This window comes from Pedobacter sp. R-06 (genome assembly GCF_049913135.1).
Classification (GTDB): Bacteria; Bacteroidota; Bacteroidia; order Sphingobacteriales; family Sphingobacteriaceae; genus Pedobacter.
In genome coordinates this window covers 4,251,747-4,270,922 of the sequence record NZ_CP183977.1, presented here as the reverse complement: position 1 = coordinate 4,270,922, position 19,176 = coordinate 4,251,747, and the positions used below count along the sequence as shown (strand labels likewise).

Genomic DNA, 19,176 nt, shown 5'->3' with positions numbered 1-19,176 from the left:
ATTGCATATGATGGATGGTGTGCTTACTATTTAAGCCTTTTTTGAAGGGTGATAAAGATTGTAGGCCTGTATTGGCGATATTATTAAGCGCAAACGTTTGCTTCTTTATGGCTTGATGGCGCATTATAAACAAAAGAGATAAGTTTTTGGCGACTAAAATAAAAGCAAGTATTACGCTTGTTGCTTTTTAGATTAGTATATTAGGGTAAGCAATAGATTTGTATGTGTTTTTTGTTAAATTGAGTGATTACGATGCGAATCGCGCTATGGTTGAAACTACTAAAGCTTTGTAGTTTGTTTTTGTATTGAAATGATAGCTTATTATTTATGATAAATGGATTACAATAAACTTGGGTGTTAGAAAACAAAAACAACCTAATTACAGTTAACTTCGTATTAAGGTTATATAGATATCGTTGATCGTATTGGTTTGTTGATTTTTATCTAATGAAATTGTTAAATGATGTCACGTTCTTTTTGTTTTTCTGTCAAAACTTGTAAATTGCCTAAGTAAAAAGATACAAATTGTCAGTTTTTGATGGCGAAAAAATCCTTACAATAAACCGACAATAAAATATCTATAACCGGATGTTTTTGGCAAATGTCCCTTTAAAACCTTTAGAACACTTATTACGTAGATAGATATAAATAAAATAATATTTATCGAAACGATAATCTTACATTGAATTTTGGGTTCTCAGGCATTTAAAAGCCTCTTTATCCACCCATATGGCGCAATTGTTGATAAAATAAAGAAAACAGTACGTTCGTTTTTATAAAGTTATTTTATAGTTTAGGGACGTAGCTGTTAAGAAAGGTATTATGGAAGCAAAATTTTCACCACAGGTTAAAGATGTAATCTCTTTTAGTAGGGAGGAAGCTCTCCGTTTGGGGCATGATTACATCGGAACCGAGCATTTATTATTGGGCCTCATCCGCGAAGGCGATGGTATGGCTATAAAAATTTTACGATCGTTAGGAGTTGATACCGGTAAATTGCGCCGCTCAATTGAAGATGCCGTTCGCGGTACTTCGAGTGTTACAGTAAACTTAGGCAATATTCCATTAACTAAACAGGCAGAAAAAGTTTTAAAAATCACTTATTTAGAAGCTAAAATATTTAAAAGCGATTTAATTGGCACCGAACATTTATTGTTATCGGTTTTGAGAGATGATGACAATATCGCCTCACAAATCTTATTGCAGTATGGTGTTACTTACGATGTTTTTAAACAGGAGGTTGAAGTGAATAAAAATGGTTTCAGAGATGATATCTCAAACAGTGCTTCTACAGGAGGCGATGATGATTATCGCGAAGAGGAAAGCTTTAGTACGCCAAAAAAGGTTTCAGATATAAAATCTAAAACCCCTGTTTTGGATAACTTCGGCCGTGATTTAACAAAAGCTGCTGAAGAAGGTCGTTTAGACCCTATTGTAGGCCGCGAGAAAGAAATTGAGCGTGTATCGCAGATTTTATCCCGTAGAAAAAAGAACAATCCGATTTTAATCGGAGAACCAGGAGTTGGTAAATCGGCAATTGCTGAAGGCCTCGCCTTACGCATCGTACAACGTAAAGTTTCGCGTGTGCTTTTTGGCAAACGTGTAGTTACATTGGATTTGGCATCGTTGGTGGCCGGTACAAAATACCGTGGTCAGTTCGAAGAACGTATGAAAGCCGTGATGAACGAGCTTGAAAAATCTACTGATGTAATTTTATTTATTGATGAGATCCATACCATTGTTGGAGCTGGTGGCGCATCGGGTTCATTAGATGCATCCAATATGTTCAAACCTGCTTTGGCTAGGGGCGAAATTCAATGTATTGGTGCCACAACATTAGATGAATACCGTCAGTACATTGAAAAAGATGGTGCTTTAGACCGTCGTTTCCAAAAAGTGATGGTTGAGCCAGCTACACCTGATGAAACTGTAGAGATTTTAACACGTATTAAAGATAAGTATGAAGAGCATCATGGTGTAACTTATACTGATGAAGCTATTTTAGCTTGCGTTACTTTAACATCGCGTTATATTTCTGATCGTTTCTTACCTGATAAAGCGATTGATGCTTTAGATGAAGCCGGTTCGCGTGTTCATTTAACCAACATTCATGTTCCTCAGAATATTATTGATATTGAAGCTAAAATTGAAGATATCAAATTAGAGAAAAACAAGGTTGTACGTAGCCAGAAATACGAAGAAGCTGCTAAACTGCGCGATACGGAGAAAAATTTAATTGAAGAATTAGATAAAGCTAAAGCGGAGTGGGAAGCTGAAACCAAAACTAAACGTTACGAAGTATCAGAAGATAATGTAGCTGAAGTGGTTTCGATGATGACCGGTATCCCGGTACAACGTGTTGGACAGACAGACAGTGCAAAACTGTTAAACATGTACGATAAAGTGGCTGAGAAAATTATCGGTCAGGATGATGCGATCAAGAAATTAACCAAAGCAATCCAACGCACAAGAGCCGGATTAAAAGATCCTAAAAAACCAATTGGTTCATTTATTTTCTTAGGCCCAACAGGTGTAGGTAAAACAGAATTGGCGAAAGAACTGGCCCGTTTCATGTTCGATAGTGATGATTCTTTGATCCAGATCGACATGAGTGAGTATATGGAGAAATTTGCGGTATCACGTTTAGTGGGAGCGCCTCCAGGATATGTAGGTTATGAAGAAGGTGGACAGTTAACGGAAAAAGTAAGAAGAAAACCATATGCTGTAATCTTATTGGATGAGATTGAAAAAGCTCACCCTGATGTATTCAATATCTTATTACAGGTTTTGGATGAAGGACAGTTAACCGATAGTTTAGGCCGTAAAGTTGATTTTAGAAATACAATCATCATTATGACTTCTAATATTGGTGCACGTCAACTTAAAGATTTTGGTCAAGGCGTTGGTTTCTCTACAACAGCGAAAACTAACCAGGCCGATTCTCACAGTCGCGGTGTAATCGAAAGTGCATTAAAACGTGCTTTTGCTCCTGAATTCTTAAACCGTGTTGATGATGTAGTGGTATTCAATAGCTTAGGTAAAGACGAAATTTTCAGAATTATCGATATCGAATTAAAAGCTTTATTCGGTCGCGTTCATACCCTTGGTTATGAAATTGCATTAACGGATAATGCTAAAGAATATATTGCTGATAAAGGTTTTGATAGTAATTTTGGTGCTCGTCCGTTAAAAAGAGCAATCCAGAAATATTTAGAAGATCCAATTGCTGAAGAGATCCTTAAAGGCGAACTTGCCGAAGGTGATGTTTTAGAAATTGATTATGATAAAACTACCGAGCTGATTTCAATCAACCACAAAAAAGGCGAAAAGAAAAAAGAAGAGCCGAAAAAAGAAGAAGATTCTTCAAGTAAATAAATAAGAAACTCCCGGTGAAAATCGGGAGTTTTTTTGTTTATAATATTCGGCTAACGCTTAGCTGTTCCAGGCGTGTGAAAAGATCGGTATGAATTATTTTTTTTAAAGAAAATCATTGTACCTTTCCTTAAACTATTCCCTATTAATGAAACTAATTACCTTCCCGCTAGCGTGTTTAGCGTTATGTTGTGTTTTGTCATGTAAAAAAGGCACTGATGATTCTCCAGGAACAAACAATCCTCCGGTACTTTCTACAACAACTAATATCAATAACGATGCTTTGTTAAAATTGGTGAACGATACCCGTTTAGCTGGTTGCAATTGTGGAACAACTGTTATGCCTCCTGTTGGAACGCTAAGCTGGAGCATTAATTTAGGCGCTGCCGCTATTGGTCACAGTAAGTACATGGCCGCTATAAAAACCTTAACACATACATCAGCCAATGGCGATAACGTTGGAGCTCGGGTTAAAGCTACAGGGTACAATTGGACATCAGTTGGTGAAAATACTGCTGTTGGCCAAACCACCGAAGTGCAGGTTTTTAACGACTGGATAAAAAGTGAAGATCACTGTAAAAATATCATGAATGCCGCTTTCAAAGAAATGGGAGCAGCTAAAACCGATAATTATTGGGTGCAGGTTTTTGCAGCTAAATAAAATAAGATCCTAGCGATCGTTATTCCAAGTTTGATTAGGAATAGCTTAGTCTAATATTCATGGTAATGCACACAATAGATCTGTTTCATTTGTTGGAAAAACAGTTATAGTAATCATATTTAAGTTCCGCCCTGCTTTCTGCTTGTAGTCCCGATTAGAAGGAAATCGGGAGCTACCGCGTCAATCAGGTTTAAGAGGGACGGTTTTTGCTCCTATTAAAGATTAAATAGAAATATTGAGAAAATAAATTTATTCCAGCGCCCCTACTCTATAATCTTATTACTGATCTTGCCACCTAAACCTGATCAAAGCGAGATGTTCCCGATTTAAGCACTTATTTTTGTTGTTTTATGGTGTGCTTGCTTGTTTCACAGGTTTCATCGGAGCAGGGCTGAATAATCCCAAGAACTACTGAAGCTGATTTCCTAAAAAAAAATAAACATCAAGTGTAATCTTAAGGTTTAGTGGAGGGAAAAAGTTACAAATCAGGTTGAGACTGATGATGCTCCCAAAATACTCTTCTTTTAAATCAACTCCTTCAATGCGCTATAATACCGCTCATAATTTTCGGGTTCTGTGTTCAAAAACAGAAAAGGCTCTATCAATTCCAGTTCCATCAACAAAAAATCTCCATTAACGAAAGTACCATCAACTCGTGCATAAAGGCAATCTTTAGCAAACAACGCTACATATTGCTTTGCTATAGCAATCAGTTCTTCATTCGGTTTTTGTGGATGCACAGATCCACCATGCGCTGGTTGTACCCTAAAATCGCCAGGTTTAGCCTGTTTAATTAATGAATGGCTATAGGTTCCATTAAAGAAAACGAAAGACCATTCACCATTTTCCAGGATCTCTGGCAGAAATGGCTGAATGATAAAATGTTCATCCTGAATAAGGAGGTTTATTTTTTGATTAACCTTGGTTACATTATCTACAGTTACCTTAAATGTATTTTTTGCACCACCACTTACACAAGGTTTTACAATTAATTTATTGGTGTTAAATTTCTCAAAGAAATGCTCAAGATTTACACTTTCTTTATTTTGAATGAAAAAACTAGGTGTAATCTTTAATCCGGCAGCTTCAATTTCCTGCAGATACTGTTTGTTTGCGTTCCACCTCACTACCTCAATGGGGTTAAGTAATTTTACTTTTTTTGCTTCCAACTGATCAAGCCAAATATAAAACTCTTCAATCAGGTCAAAATAATCCCATGGGGATTTTAAAATGGCAAGCGAATAATCTTCCCATTTAATGTGCTTATCGTTCCAGATTACTTTTTCAATATTTAATCCTTTTTCCTGTAAGAAATTTAAGAGTTTATCATCCTCGCTTTCAACTGTGGCGCTATCATATGCTCCCTTATCCAGGTAGGTTATTAATGCAATGTTCATGGCGATAAAACTAAGTTTTATCAAGCTGGATTACAAATTTACTAAGGCTGATTACAAAGCCACACCTCAAAGATCCCGATTGCAAATCGGAACTAACAATGTTGAGATGGCCGTGATGATAAAACCACGGCCCAGAGCGTTGAGAGGCTTTCTCCTCAAAAAAATTTTAAAACAGACTCGCCTGGTTACTCGGAATTTTGAATAAAGTGTGGTCTAAAATAATATCCTTTGCATTTAAACCATTTAAGCGGCAGTGGAGCCTGAAATTATCCCTGATCATTTGCGAAATATTGCCGTCTCCACGCATCCTATCGCCAAATCTGCTATCGTTAACATGCCCACCATGGCAACTCTGAATCATGTGCCAAACTTTATCAAAACGGTCAGGAAAGTTTTTGCGCAGCCAATCTTCAAATATCTGCCCAATAGCTCCATTTAGCCTTACAACGGTATAACCGGCCTTTAACGCACCAGCATTGGCTACGGCTTTTAATATTTTCGGAATTTCATGGTCGCTTAAACCAGGAACAAGAGGGGCAACCATAACACCCATAGGAATTCCATCTTTACTCAATTCTTCTACTACCCTTAGCCGCTGTTTGGCCGTTGTAGTTCGGGGTTCCATTACCTGCCGTAAATCTTCGTTTAAGCTATTGATGGACACATAAACCATGCAGAGATTTAACTTCGCCATTTCTTGCAGAATATCCCGATCGCGAAGAATAAGCGAATTTTTGGTAATCATACCAATTGGCTGCTTATAGGCCAATGCAATTTCAAGCAATTGCCTGGTGAGTTTAAATTTTCTTTCGGCAGGTTGGTAGCAATCGGTATTACCAGAAAGGGAAATGGTGGTGGCATCCCAGCCTTTTTTCTCCAGGAACTTTTTAAATAGTGTTGGCGCTTCTTTTTTAACAATGATCTTCCGTTCAAACTCTATTCCTGCGCTATAACCCCAATATTGATGTGAGTTGCGGGCATAACAATAAGTACAGCCATGTTCGCAGCCCTGGTAGGGATTTAAAGAATAAGCCATGCCTACATCGGGACTGTCAACTTTGTTTACAATGGTTTTCGAATTTTCAAAGATAAAGGAGGTTTTACGATCGCTTTCCTCCCAATCATCTATCCCTTCATCATGTTCCTTTACGTAAAGATCCTTTAAAAATTTGTTGTGTGGATTAACCTGAGCGCCCCGCCCTTTAAAATATTGTTTTTCTTCTTCGCCAATCATAAACTAAAATTACTAAAAATATTAGTAATTTAAGTTTCTAAAAAGGATGACTTTTCAACATTTTTAGTTTTAGGTCAATCCTTCGTCTCACATCCTTCTTTACTTATTCTTCGGTAGCGGTACATAATCCATCGGCACCATATCGGCCACTTTTTCGTAAGCCCAGAAACCTTCGTACAGGAGCGATCGGGAGTCGTAAATGCCACCATTTTCGTAAAAACGCACACCTTCGCCGGTTAAGTTGGCAACAGAAATTTCATTTTCAGGTACATCCAAAGGTCTGAATATCCAAAATCCTGTATTAGAATAAGCCAGTGATTCTTTTTCTTTGGTGTACTGGATCAGCAATGCATCTGTATAACTAAGGTATTTTAAGTTCTGGTTAAAATAATGTACCAATGTATCGGTAAGCACTTCCGCTCTCGAAAATTTATCAATGGTTCGGGGCATTTCTTTCTGTTTGGTCCAAAAGGCGAGTAGGGCAGTATCTATTTTACCTTTATTCTGCCTGATGCCCGTTTTCTCGGGTACGGCTTTAATTTTCTCTAAATTGGCATTAATTAAATATTCGGGATAGCGGTTAGGGTTAGGCACCTTGACCATCTTGTTGATGATAAATCCTTCTTCTTTTGTTTTGTTGGCATAAAGCGAACGGAAGAAATGTTGCGAAGAACCATAATATGCGACCTCTCTGGCGGCGATATACTTTTTCTTTTTAGCTGCCGATGCTTTTAATTCCTCAAAAAACGGGTGACCGGAATAGTAAATGATGTGTGTTCTCGAATTATACTCGAAACGGTCGAGCATATATTTTAGCCGATAGCCTAAAGCTTTATTCTCTACAATCAGAAACTCGGTTGTAGAAACTGTTAAGGTACTTTTGGTAATGTCGAAATCTACATTTAAAACCTGCGGATTTAATATCTTACATTGTAAGGCATTTGGGGTTTTACCAATAAAAAAATCTTTAAACTGGTTAATGTATTTCTGACGGTTAGGATCAGCCCTGATTACAACTTCTTCCAGTTGCGCAACATTTTCTTTCAAAACCAGCTCTACCTGCACTGATTTATCGGAAATGATTACACTTTTAGAATAGGGGAGGTAACCAACCAGCTGAACGAGAAGATCATAACTGCCAGGTTTTAGGTTTGATAATTTAAATCGTCCGTCGTTATCAGCCACCGTAGCAATTTTATATCCACTTAAATAGATACTTGCGCCAGGTAATCCATCTTTTTGATCCCTAACCAAACCACTAATCGAGAAGGTGTTTTGAGCAATGGCATTAGTACCCAACATGATTAGCGTAAGGGCTACTAAAAGGCTTTTAATCATAGGAACGAATGTAACCAAAAGGCGTAATATTTATTAAAAACGCAAAAGATTTTTAACAAATTTAACATTTACAAATAATCGTTATTTCTGGCTGCGGGTGACCTGATAAAATTTGTCATCCTGAATGAGCGAAGGATCTTTAAAACGGAATTTATTCAAAATAGGCCAAGTCAATAGTAGGAAATGTTTTTGGGTTTGGAAACGAAAGGTCTGTTTTTCATGGCTAGGGCAGTCCCGCCATCGCTTGTAGTCCTCGTTACGCTACGCTTCACTGTGGGCTACCCGCTCTGTCGGGTTTATTTAACAAAGGTAGGTGCTGCGTGGTTCCATCGCTGAGATGAAAGATTGTTTTTCCGAAAAAGTCGGGACAGGCTTTCATTTCTCCTTGCAATGACGACCTTTCTTTTAGATTTTTCTATGGTCGCGATCGAAGGATCTTTAAAACGGGAATTTATTCAAAATAAGCCAGGTGAATAGTTGGAAATGTTTTCGGGTCTGGAAACGAAAGGTCTGTTTTTTATGGCTAGAGCAGTCCCGCCATCGCTTGTAGTCCTCGTTACGCTGCGCTTCACTGCGGGCTACCCGCTCTGTCGGGTTTATTTAACAAAGGTAGGTGCTTCGTGGTTCCAAAACCCTCAATAGTATTATTGGCCCTGCCAGCTAAACCCGACCAAAGTGAAAAACCCACAGCCCGAAGCATGAGGGCGAGGATTTGTAACGGAGGGCGGGACTTTCGAAACCAAAAAAGTACTGTATTTGCTTTTCAAAAAAAGAAAAAATGACGTCTGGTAGTTGTCCCTCTTGCTGTATTAATGATATTTCTACTTTTTTTCCACTCCATTAACCGGTGGTAAATAATCCATAGGTACACTATCGGCAATTTTTTCCCAGCCCCAGTAACCTGAATAAATCATCGAACGAGGATTGTAAATAGATCCGTTTTCGTAAAAATATACCGGAACAACTTGTAAGGTGATGGTAGAAATCTGATAATCTGGCATATCTAATGGCCTTGCAATGGACAGGCCGATCCGGTTGGCATAAGAAGGATCTTCCCTTTCTTTGGTATAAACAACATAAAGTTGATCAGTAAAATTGAAACTTTTAATACTTTGGTTCTTCACATGCACCAATGTATCCTGCGTTACCGGAGCTCGGCTTAAAATAGAAATCCCATTTGGCAGGTTTTTCTTTTTTATCCAATAGCTCAAAGAATCTCCAGCAGTAAAAGTTAATGTGCGGGTTAAGCCACCCTGTACTTTTGTTAAGCGTTTAATATTGGCGTTAATCATACTATCTGAAGGTTTATCCGGATTTGATATTGTAACCAGTTTATTAATAATAAATCCTTCCTCGGTGGCGCGGTGATGATAAATGGATCTAAAAAAGTGTTGTGGGGAACCTAAATAAGCAGTAATCCGCTTTTGCTCCCAAATTTTCTTCCGGCGTGCCGATCCTTTTAAATCTTCGTAATACGGAAAACCTTCATAATAAATGATTCTGGTTTTGCTGTCGTATTCAAAATTGTTCAGCAGGTATTTAATGCGGTATCCAAGCGCCTTGTTTTCAATAATCAGAAATTGGGTGGTTTTTACCGTAAGTTTATGTTCCTCTTTATCGTAATCGATAATCAGTACATTAGGGTTGATGAGTTTACATTGTTCTGCATTGGGAGTGGTACCAATAAAATACCCCTTGAACATGGCGATATAATGTTCCCTGTTCGGATCGGGTTTTATGGTTACTTCGGCCAATTGGGTTACACTTTCTTCGAGGATAAGATCCAGTTTTACGGCTTTATCAGCAATTACTACATTTTTGTTTAAAGCTTTATAGCCGATTAATTGTACTAAAATATCATAGTTACCAGGTTTTAGCGGTAGTGTGTATGTGCCATCATTGTTGGAAACTGTTGCAATTTTATAACCGCTTACATATACGCCAGCCCCGGGTAAAGCCTCACCATGTTTATCTTTTACTATGCCCGAAAGGATATAACTTTGTTGAGCAGAACAAAATTTACCGATGATTAATAATGAAAGTAGAAGTATAAAAGATTTCATTGATTAAATATAAACTAATTATTTAGTTTTGTTTAATGCCTGATGTAAATTTATTGGTGCTTTTCCTTTTAGCTTTCAGATAGGAACATCTGACAGCACAACAACATTTCCCTACCATTGACAAATCCATAAGAAAAGTCGTCATCTCGACTGAAACGCAGTGGAATGGAGAGATCTGCCTGGATAGATCTCTCGATTACGTTGCACTCCGCTCGAGATGACGTAATGTAAGAATTATGCGAGCAATTCCCGTGCATTCTCCATGGCAGATGAACCTGGGTTTTTCCCACTTAACATTTCGGCAATTACACCAATACGTTCTTCTTGTTTAAGTTTACGGATTCCGGTTGTGGTTTTTCCTTGGTCTTCATTCTTATGAACAAAGTAATGCGATATACCTTTGGCTGCAATTTGCGGTAAGTGCGTAATCGAAATTACCTGCATGTTCTGTCCTAAATCGGCAATTACTTCTCCAACTTTTAACGCGGTTTCACCAGAAATTCCGGTATCAATCTCGTCGAAAATAATGGTCGGTAATGAAGTGTGTTTAGCCAATAATGCTTTTATCGCCAGCATCAGTCGAGATAACTCACCACCGGATGCTACTTTATTTACCGGCGCAGGGGCCTGACCAGCATTGGCCGTAAATAGGAGATTTATTTCATCTAAACCATCTTTATTCAATTCGTTCAATGCTTTTTGGTCTAAAACCAATTTGGCATTTAGCATTCCCACTTTTTTTAAGGTAATGCTGGTTTGTTCTTCTACAACTTTAATTGCTTTCTTACGGTTGGCACTTAACTGATCGGCTTGCTTGCGTAAATCTTTGTTAAGTTGATCTATTTCTTTCTGTAGTTGCTCAATATGCTCATCAGAAGATAACAGTTGGTTCAGATTCTCTTCCAATTGTTTTTGAAGTGCCAGTAATTCGGTATTATTAGCAACCCGATGTTTTTGCTGGAGTGAATAGAAAAGGTCAAGCCTTTGATTTACCAGCTCTAAACGATCAGCGCTGTGTACAGTATTTTCTTCAATGCCAGAAACCTCATCGGTAATATCTTTTATTTCGATAATAGATGAGCGTAAACGTTCGTACAGCACATTAATTGCAGGGTCGAATTTTTCTATACTCTGTAGTTGTAACGAAGCTTCTTTTAAAATCTGGAGTGCAGAAGGTTCACTTTCGTTAATTAAACCCGAAGTGGTGAGTAAGGCTCTTTTTATGGTTTCGGCATGCGTTAAACGTTCTAACTCTTGCTCTAAATCTTCCTGTTCACCTTCTTGTAATTTTGCCTGCTCGAGTTCGTTAAATAGAAACTGCTCATAATCTTGCTTATTTCTCGCTTCATCTGCCTCACTAACCAATTTTTTCAACAGGTTGGTATCCTGTCTTAGTTTTTTAAACCCGCTGCGGTAGTTAAACAATAGCGATTGGTGGTTAGCTAAGGAATCGACAATTAACAGTTGAAAATCGGCATCGTTAATCTCTTGGGTGGCATGCTGAGAGTGGATGTCGATCAGCTTTTCGCCAATTTGTTTAAGAATTGATAAATTAACCGGTGTATCGTTAATAAACGATCTGGTTTTGCCATCTATAGATATCTCCCTGCGCAGCATACTTTCGTTCGAGAAATCTAAATCATTTTCTTCAAAAAGTTCTTTCAGGTTTTCATCTGCCAATGCAAAACTTCCTTCAATAACACATTTTTTATCTTGGTTAAAAAAGTATTTGCTTTCTGCTCGCTGGCCTAAAATTAACGACAATGCTCCTAAAATGATAGATTTACCAGCGCCAGTTTCACCTGTTATAATATTTAAGCCCTTATCAAATTCGATATCGAGGCTATCAATTAATGCGTAATTACGTATAGAAAGTTTTTGTAGCATGCTAAGCAAAAATATTAAAATTTATTCAACAGGTGAATACAAAACAAAAACAGCGAAGAATAATCTTCGCTGTTCATGATCTGTTTGGTTTATGTGCTGTTATTTTATCGAAATATTAATTGCATTATTGTCTGCAATTTTTAAGTTGGTTGCATGAACATAACTTTTTAGTGCTATTTGATCGGCATTGGTAAAATCAGATTTTTTATACGTTACAACAGCATTTAGTGTGTTCAAGGCTTTAACAGCACTGGTAAAATCCTGATTATTGTATAACATCACTGCCGGAGTTACCTGTGAGCTTTTATTACCGCCTTCTACTTTTTTCTCTTTCTCTTTCTTCTCCATTTTCTCTTTCAGCTCTTTTACCTCACTATCGAATTTTTGTTTCAGTTTTTTGTATTCTTCGGTCTGTCTTACTTTATTATTGGTGTCGTTGTAATAAAATAGCGTCCCATCTGGGCCTGTAAGTATATTTCTGTTTCCTTTAAATAGCGAATCTGAATTTAATCTACTTAATCCAGATAATCTTGCGATTTCTCCTGATTTCAGTGCCTGTATCCTGATATTATCTATTTGTGCTCTGAATTCTGGAGTATTTATTTTAGCCGCCATATCTTCACCCATTTTTTTCCATTTGGCTTGTGCTTCTGGTGAACCGAATTCTTTATTCATATCTTCACCCATTTTTTTCCATTTGGCCTGGGCTTCAGGCGAATTCATTTTCTTTTGCATATCCTCTCCAAATTTTTTCCATTTGGCTTGTGCTTCCGGCGAATTGTACTGTTTGGCAATATCTTCTCCGAATTTTTTCCATTTAGCCTGTGCCTCTGGTGAGTTATATTGTTTAGCCATGTCTTCGCCAAATTTTTTCCACTTGGCTTGTGCTTCCGGTGAATTGTACTCTTTGTAAATTTTGTTGCGTATTAGTGAGTCATTAAATCTGAATTTAAAAGAACTGTCGGCATGAATGCGGTATATATTCTTAGCCGCAAAAAGCTCATCCCTGTAAAAATCTTTTCTCAGGCTATCAGGCATTTCCTTTACCGAGTTATATTCGGTTTTTTTACCATCCGCATCAATAGTTACAATTTTGATTTTACGTTTTTTAGTGGTATCAGCGCAAACAATGGTTTTTACATCATGGTGGTCGATTACACTCAAAACCTCAATTTTAGGCGATTTTTTATTTTCTTTTTTCTTTTCTGTCGGATTGATCCAGGCAATAGAAAACAAGCAGGCTACTCCTAAAGTTAAGGCTGCCATTTGTTGTTTGGCGTTTAAATAATTTGTTTTCATGTTGGTTATTCTTTTTATGCGCTGATACAAATTCTGGGTCTTGCCTGTTGCCGCTAGTGCATAAGCAGGACTGTTTTTGTCTTTTAATAGTTCGAGTTTAAGTAGGGCATGGGCATAGTTCAGTGGTTTTCCGGTAATTTTTAATACCAGATCATCGCAGGCATGCTCGCGCTCAATATGTATAAATCTACCTGCCATCCACACAAATGGATTATAGAATAATAAGGTTTCTATGGCTGTTTTAATCAGGTTTAATAAGAAATCGTTTCTCCTGATATGTGATAACTCATGGATTAATATCGCTTCTACCTGATCGTTGTCTAACTGGTTTACCAGGGCCAATGGAAATAATACCACTGGTTTTAAATAACCGATAACCAAAGGCACGTTAACAATAGAAGATAAATGGAACTGGATAACTTTATTAATTTTAAGGTGGGCAGTTACCTGCTCGAAAATGGCCTTCCAACTATCTGGAATGGCACTTAAACTTTCTTTCTTTAGTTTTGAAAGCTGACCATAGCCTTTAACGATAACAAATAACTGAAGTAAAATACCAATAATGTAAAATACCACTACAACAGGAAAATACTGCTCTGCCTTACTGCTAAAACTTGGCGGTAGGTTGTTAAAGTATTGGTAAACCTGTATATTTTGGGCATTGATTGCAGGAGCCTGATTATTTACATTCAATGTTAACTGATGAATGAAATTATAGCCAAAGCCAATAAACATTAAAATGATGGCGCCAAAAGCAAGGTTGTGCTTATGTTTTGCTGCGAGTTTCGGAATGCTGAGCATTACGATAAATAGGATGCCATAAATAATGGCGCTTTGCCAAAGTGAGTTTAAAATACTCCAGCCAAATGCTTTGATGAACTGTTGTAATAAAGTTTCCATAACGGTGGTTTTAATTTTTATACGGGGACAATCCGAAAATTTTACTGTTTATTAGGGATCTAAACCCTACACCTTTCAACCTTCAATGCTAACCTTACTTTAGGCTATCTAAATATTTTTTTATTTCGTCAATCTCATCTGCACTTGCGGTGTGGTTACCCAAAGCCTGCATGACCAATCTCGCTGCCGATCCGTTAAATACGTTATCGATCATTTTGTTTACCAATTGTTTTTCAGTTTTATCCTGACTAACAAGCGCTTTATAGATATGCGTTTTTTGATTGGTATCTCTTTCTACCATTCCCTTCTCGTGAAGAATCTGCATCAGTTTTAAAGTTGTGGTATACCCTGAGTCTTTTTTATTCAATGCCTCATGAACTTCTCTTACCGTTGCATTCCCCTTTTGCCAAAGCACCTGGAGGATTTCCATTTCTCCTTCTGTTGGTTTGATGTTATGATTAGTCATATGTTACAAGTTGTACGAATTATTTCGTATTCAAATGTACGAAGATATTCGTAAGATCAAAATATTTTAACAAATTTTTAACTTTTGGCTTAACTGATTAACCGGTTAACTGCTGCGATATAAGACGCATGAGACAGCCAAATGTTGCATGCCTATCTGGCTTTTGAAAGGAAAATCCCAGCTATGAAAAACTGAATTAGGTTATTAAACCTGATTGATGTGGATACCGGCCCGTGGATAAGGCCTGCAGGCGTATGAACGAAAGCAGGACTGGCTTTAATTGAAATGTTGAGATTGCTTTTCTAAAAACAACTATCACAAATAGAGAACTCCTTAAGTGTTAACTGTTAAAACTGGTTAGCTGCAAGTTATTTTACGATTAATCGATTAAAACAATTAACCAGTTAACCAAAAAACTAATTCTTCTTCAGCCCCTCGTACTTGCCAATATTCGCCGGATCGATTTCTGCCAACATATTGTAAGCTTTCATGCGTTCCTGGCCGTTAAGTTTAGAAAGTACGTTGGTTACTTCTTCGGCTTTAGATGCGAAATAAACATTCGGGAAAATGGAACCCAGTTTCTGCTTATCCATTTGTTGAAGAGCAGGTAGGGCAGCAACAATCTGTGTTAAACCCTTATCATTATCGGTTAGCTGATCCAGGCCACTTAAATGGTAGCTATAGATGAAATTGCGCAGCTCACTAAAAATAGGATTCAAAACGTTTTCATTAAACCAAAAACGGTTGCGTAAACCATCAGCTGCTCTCCAGCCGGTATTGCCCGAAGCTTGCGCCAGGTTAATGATGTTCTGTGCTTTTTTATAAAAAGGAGTTCCGCCCATTTTGCTAAAACTATCTTTATCCATTCCGATGATGGTATAAGCGTAGTAGGTGAGGAGAGCACTGATATTGGAAATATAATTCTGATCAGAAAAGTCGATTGTAGCACCATCATTGAAATTAAAATCGAAATTCTTATCACTCATATTTAACAAAGTGCTATTGTAAGAGCTGTTAAAAACCGGGCGGCTGCTTTGGATCTGCGCTTCTGCAGTGTATCCGGAACCACCATCCCACGAATTGATGGTGATGACAAAACTACATTCAATCCTTTCCTGGGGCTTATAACTTTCGTTGCTGAACTTGTTATTGTTTAAAAAATCGCGGATTGTTTTTTGCAGGGCATCTAAAGTTGGCTTACTGATGTTCGAAACCTGGGGAGCCAGCAAAGTTACCCTTGCATTTAACTCCTGAGCATGCAGTTTCCCAAAACCGACCAATAACAATATCCAAACAATCTTTTTTATCATTTTGCAATTTTTAAAATGGCAGCACAAATATCTTTAGCAACATCCGCTTTCGATTTCATTTCAAATACAGTCCGTTCTAAAGCTTTGTTAAAAATAGTAATTTTATTGGTATCTGATTTAAAACCTGCGCCCTTATCATTTAAAGAATTTAAAACAACGAGGTCAAGATTTTTCTTTTCGAGTTTGCCTTTAGCATAATTCTCTTCATCATTGGTTTCTAAAGCAAAACCAACCAAAATCTGGTGCGCTTTTTTTGCTGTACCTAAAGAAGCCAGTATATCCGTTGTTTTTTCCAGTTCCAAAACTAGGTCATTGTCCTGTTTTTTAATTTTTTGAGCGGCAACCAATTTTGGGCGGTAATCTGCCACAGCGGCACACATTACGGTAATATCAGTGCCAGGGAATACCGATGAACAGGCATCGAACATATCCTGGGCACTTACTACATCAATCCTTTTTAAGATCTGAGTAGATTTTTGTGCAGTTGGTCCGGCAATTAGTGTAACATCAGCTCCAAGGCTGGCCAGTTCATCAGCAAGGGCGAAACCCATTTTTCCTGATGAATGATTGCCAATAAAACGAACCGGATCAATCGCCTCATAGGTAGGACCGGCAGTAACCATTACCGTTTTGCCAAATAAAGGCATCGATCTTTTAATGGCACTATCCAGAAAGGAAACAATTTCTTCGGGTTCGGCCATTCGGCCTTCACCCCAAAGTCCACTGGCAAGTTCGCCATTGGCAGGTGCAATAACCGTATTGCCATAGCTAACAATACGTTCGATATTGCCTTGAGTAGTTTCATGTTTCCACATGTCCAGATCCATTGCCGGGGCAACATAAACCGGACATTTGGCTGAAAGATAAACAGCTGTTAATAAATTATCGCAGATGCCTGTTGCCAGCTTGGCCAGTGTATTGGCACTTATTGGGGCGATGATAATTAAATCGGCCCATAAGCCCAGCTCAACATGGTTGCTCCATACGCCAGTTTCTTCTTCGAAGTATTGCGTATAAACAGGGTTTTTAGAAAGCGTAGCAAGGGTAAGTGGTGTAATGAAATTAGCACCATCAGGGGTAAGAATAACCTTTACGTTTGCACCAGCTTTTACAAGCAGCCGAACTAAAAAAGCCGACTTATATGCAGCAATGCTTCCGCAAACGCCAAGGATTATATTTTTATTTTTTAGCATAATGCGCAGAGTACATAAGGCACGGAGCATAGAGCGTAGTGCTAAACGCTTTGCCCTAAACGCTATGCGCTACGCCAGTTACTTTTGTTCTTTAGCAGGATTTCTGTGATAAATTTTCTCGTTTAAAAATTCATCAATAGCAACCAAAACAGGCTTCGGCATGCGCTCGTAATGTTTACTGATTTCAATCTGCTCGCGATTTTCGAAAATTTCTTCTAAATTATCGTTGCTTGAAGCAAATTCTGCCAATTTACCGTGTAACTCTTCTTTAACGTTGTTCGAAATCTGATTTGCTCTTTTAGCAATTACCACTAAAGATTCGTATAAGTTATCTGTAGTTTTATCTAAATCGTGTACGTTTCTGGTTACTGTAGTATTTGGTACAGCAGGTTTGTTAGTATTCATGTATTACTTGTTTTTAATATTCGTGTTATCAGCATTAGTTGGTTTTGTAGAAACGGTATCTTTTAATTTACCAGTTCTAATCAACATCTGCTTGTATTTTTCCTGATCAGCGGCATATAATGCCAGTTCTTGTTTTGTAGCCACAATACCAGCCTCTACATCATCCTTAAGTACCTTTGCGTCTTTAGTGTATTTACTGTCAGGATGGTTTTCAGTAAACTCAGTATATAAAGCAAGTGCCTCATTATAACGGTCTTCCTGGCGGATGATATAACTATTTTTTGCGTATAAATATTGTGCTTTAATCATCAAGAAATCCATTTCCTCAGCATATTTAATATCTGGGTAATCTCTTTGCGCATTTTTTAAGGCAATAACCGCTGCTCTGTAATTATCTACATTGCTTGGTCCGGTAGTTAAGTACATTTTGGCGTTTTCGAAAGCTTTATCTTCTAGTTTACCCCTTAGCGTGGCAATATATTTACTTGCAGCTGCGGCACGATCGCTGGTAGGGTATAAGTTGATGAATAATTGTAACGCATCAATAGCTTTATAAGTATTTTCCTGATCTAAAGAGAAACTTGGAGATTCTAAATAGAAACAATACGCACCCATGTATCTCGCTTCTTCAGCATTTTTACTTGCTGGGTAGGTTTCTGCAAAACTTTTAAACTGGTATCTTGCAGTTGTGTAATCACTTAATCTATATAGTGTATAAGCATAATAATAGTTCAGATCCTCAGCTTCTGCACGGCCACGATATTTTTGAGAAAGATCCTCAAAAAGTACCAATGCTTTACTGTAATCGCGTTTATTATACAAACGAAGCGCCTCTTGGTATTTTTTTGCAACGTCATTGCTCGCTCTCAATTTCTCGAAACGACTTTTACAACCCGCTATACCCAGAGCGGCAACAAATACTAAAATAATTAAGTGTTTAACTTTAAACATTCTGCAAAGATAATTAATAATACGATAACATCAATAAAAACAATTGGCCGCTAAGCTATGCAAAGCAATTCAGTACAATATAACAGTTAACAATTTTTAACATATATATAAGGTTGGCCTATACTATATAGTATACATTCTTTTTTTTTCAGCAAAGCAGGTTCAGTACTATGATATATGTTTGTTCCCGCTATCCGCTTCAAAGCCTTGGCTCGTTCCTCACCTTCGGGTTTTCCGCTGCTATCGGGTTTATTTTGCAGGGTCTTCCGAAGTTTTAGAGGGGCTGTGTGCAAGCGAAACTTCGGAAGTTTAGTGCGTTTATCCAGCAGATCCGTCATCCTGAACTTGTTTCAGGATCTTTTTATTAAACCGGATTTTGAACGTTATTAAAACCTGCAATATTTACAGGACAACATTGAACAGCTATTCTTCCAAAAAGTTTTATGCTATGCAACATTTTTTCTGTCTGAAAACCATTGAGTTACCTCAGGTCCTGTGGTTACCGGTATAATTCCTTTGCAATAGTGTTAATTTTTTCTACTTTTGCATCCCGCTTCGGAGGAAGGGTTTTGTTGAAAGGACGGCACAGGGATAAGGAGAGCGGTATTTATTTTAAAATAAATATTGCGGATGAAGAAAAGATTGCTACCTTTGCAGCCCGGTTCGGAAGGACGGAAAGCTGGTCAACATCAGCGTATTG

At 37.8% G+C, this 19,176-nt stretch carries 13 protein-coding genes; 2 read left to right on the top strand and 11 right to left on the bottom strand.

Annotated elements, in window-relative coordinates; all coding sequences use genetic code 11:
- The first annotated feature begins 822 nt into the window (after positions 1-822).
- Positions 823-3,375, top strand: coding sequence for an ATP-dependent Clp protease ATP-binding subunit (locus ACN9MR_RS16990; protein WP_426325358.1), 2,553 nt, complete (start codon positions 823-825; stop codon positions 3,373-3,375).
- Between the two features lie 145 nt (positions 3,376-3,520).
- Positions 3,521-4,033, top strand: a complete 513-nt coding sequence (locus tag ACN9MR_RS16985) for a CAP domain-containing protein (RefSeq protein ID WP_426325357.1) — start codon at positions 3,521-3,523, stop codon at positions 4,031-4,033.
- Between the two features lie 524 nt (positions 4,034-4,557).
- Here ACN9MR_RS16985 and ACN9MR_RS16980 read toward each other — a convergent pair.
- The 11 genes from ACN9MR_RS16980 to ACN9MR_RS16930 all read right to left on the bottom strand — a co-directional run bounded on the left by ACN9MR_RS16980 (position 4,558) and on the right by ACN9MR_RS16930 (position 18,476).
- Positions 4,558-5,430, bottom strand: coding sequence for an ATP-grasp domain-containing protein (locus tag ACN9MR_RS16980; RefSeq protein ID WP_426325356.1), 873 nt, complete (start codon positions 5,428-5,430; stop codon positions 4,558-4,560).
- Positions 5,431-5,596: 166 nt separating this feature from the next.
- Positions 5,597-6,664, bottom strand: coding sequence for a PA0069 family radical SAM protein (locus ACN9MR_RS16975; RefSeq protein WP_426325355.1), 1,068 nt, complete (start codon positions 6,662-6,664; stop codon positions 5,597-5,599).
- Between the two features lie 99 nt (positions 6,665-6,763).
- Entirely contained in the window at positions 6,764-8,002 is a 1,239-nt protein-coding gene (locus tag ACN9MR_RS16970; RefSeq protein ID WP_426325354.1) for a carboxypeptidase-like regulatory domain-containing protein, read from the bottom strand.
- An 821-nt stretch (positions 8,003-8,823) separates the two neighbouring features.
- A complete protein-coding gene (locus ACN9MR_RS16965; protein ID WP_426325352.1) occupies positions 8,824-10,065 on the bottom strand; it encodes a carboxypeptidase-like regulatory domain-containing protein in 1,242 nt (413 codons plus the stop codon).
- A 234-nt stretch (positions 10,066-10,299) separates the two neighbouring features.
- Complete coding sequence (gene recN, locus ACN9MR_RS16960; protein WP_426325350.1) at positions 10,300-11,952, bottom strand: DNA repair protein RecN; 1,653 nt, start codon at positions 11,950-11,952, stop codon at positions 10,300-10,302.
- Between the two features lie 99 nt (positions 11,953-12,051).
- Positions 12,052-14,151, bottom strand: coding sequence for a M56 family metallopeptidase (locus ACN9MR_RS16955; RefSeq protein ID WP_426325348.1), 2,100 nt, complete (start codon positions 14,149-14,151; stop codon positions 12,052-12,054).
- Between the two features lie 94 nt (positions 14,152-14,245).
- Positions 14,246-14,617, bottom strand: coding sequence for a BlaI/MecI/CopY family transcriptional regulator (locus tag ACN9MR_RS16950; RefSeq protein WP_057934613.1), 372 nt, complete (start codon positions 14,615-14,617; stop codon positions 14,246-14,248).
- Between the two features lie 416 nt (positions 14,618-15,033).
- Positions 15,034-15,927, bottom strand: a complete 894-nt coding sequence (locus tag ACN9MR_RS16945) for a DUF4835 family protein (RefSeq protein WP_426325345.1) — start codon at positions 15,925-15,927, stop codon at positions 15,034-15,036.
- Positions 15,924-17,120, bottom strand: a complete 1,197-nt coding sequence (gene coaBC, locus ACN9MR_RS16940; protein WP_426325343.1) for a bifunctional phosphopantothenoylcysteine decarboxylase/phosphopantothenate--cysteine ligase CoaBC — start codon at positions 17,118-17,120, stop codon at positions 15,924-15,926. Before coaBC ends, ACN9MR_RS16945 begins: the two co-directional genes overlap by 4 nt.
- Before the next feature lie 78 nt (positions 17,121-17,198).
- Positions 17,199-17,525 carry a DNA-directed RNA polymerase subunit omega gene (locus ACN9MR_RS16935; protein ID WP_025145617.1) on the bottom strand — a complete coding sequence of 109 codons (327 nt, stop codon included), beginning with the start codon at positions 17,523-17,525 and terminating at the stop codon, positions 17,199-17,201.
- 3 nt (positions 17,526-17,528) lie between these two features.
- Positions 17,529-18,476 carry an outer membrane protein assembly factor BamD gene (locus tag ACN9MR_RS16930; RefSeq protein WP_426325341.1) on the bottom strand — a complete coding sequence of 316 codons (948 nt, stop codon included), beginning with the start codon at positions 18,474-18,476 and terminating at the stop codon, positions 17,529-17,531.
- Positions 18,477-19,176: the final 700 nt, after the last annotated feature.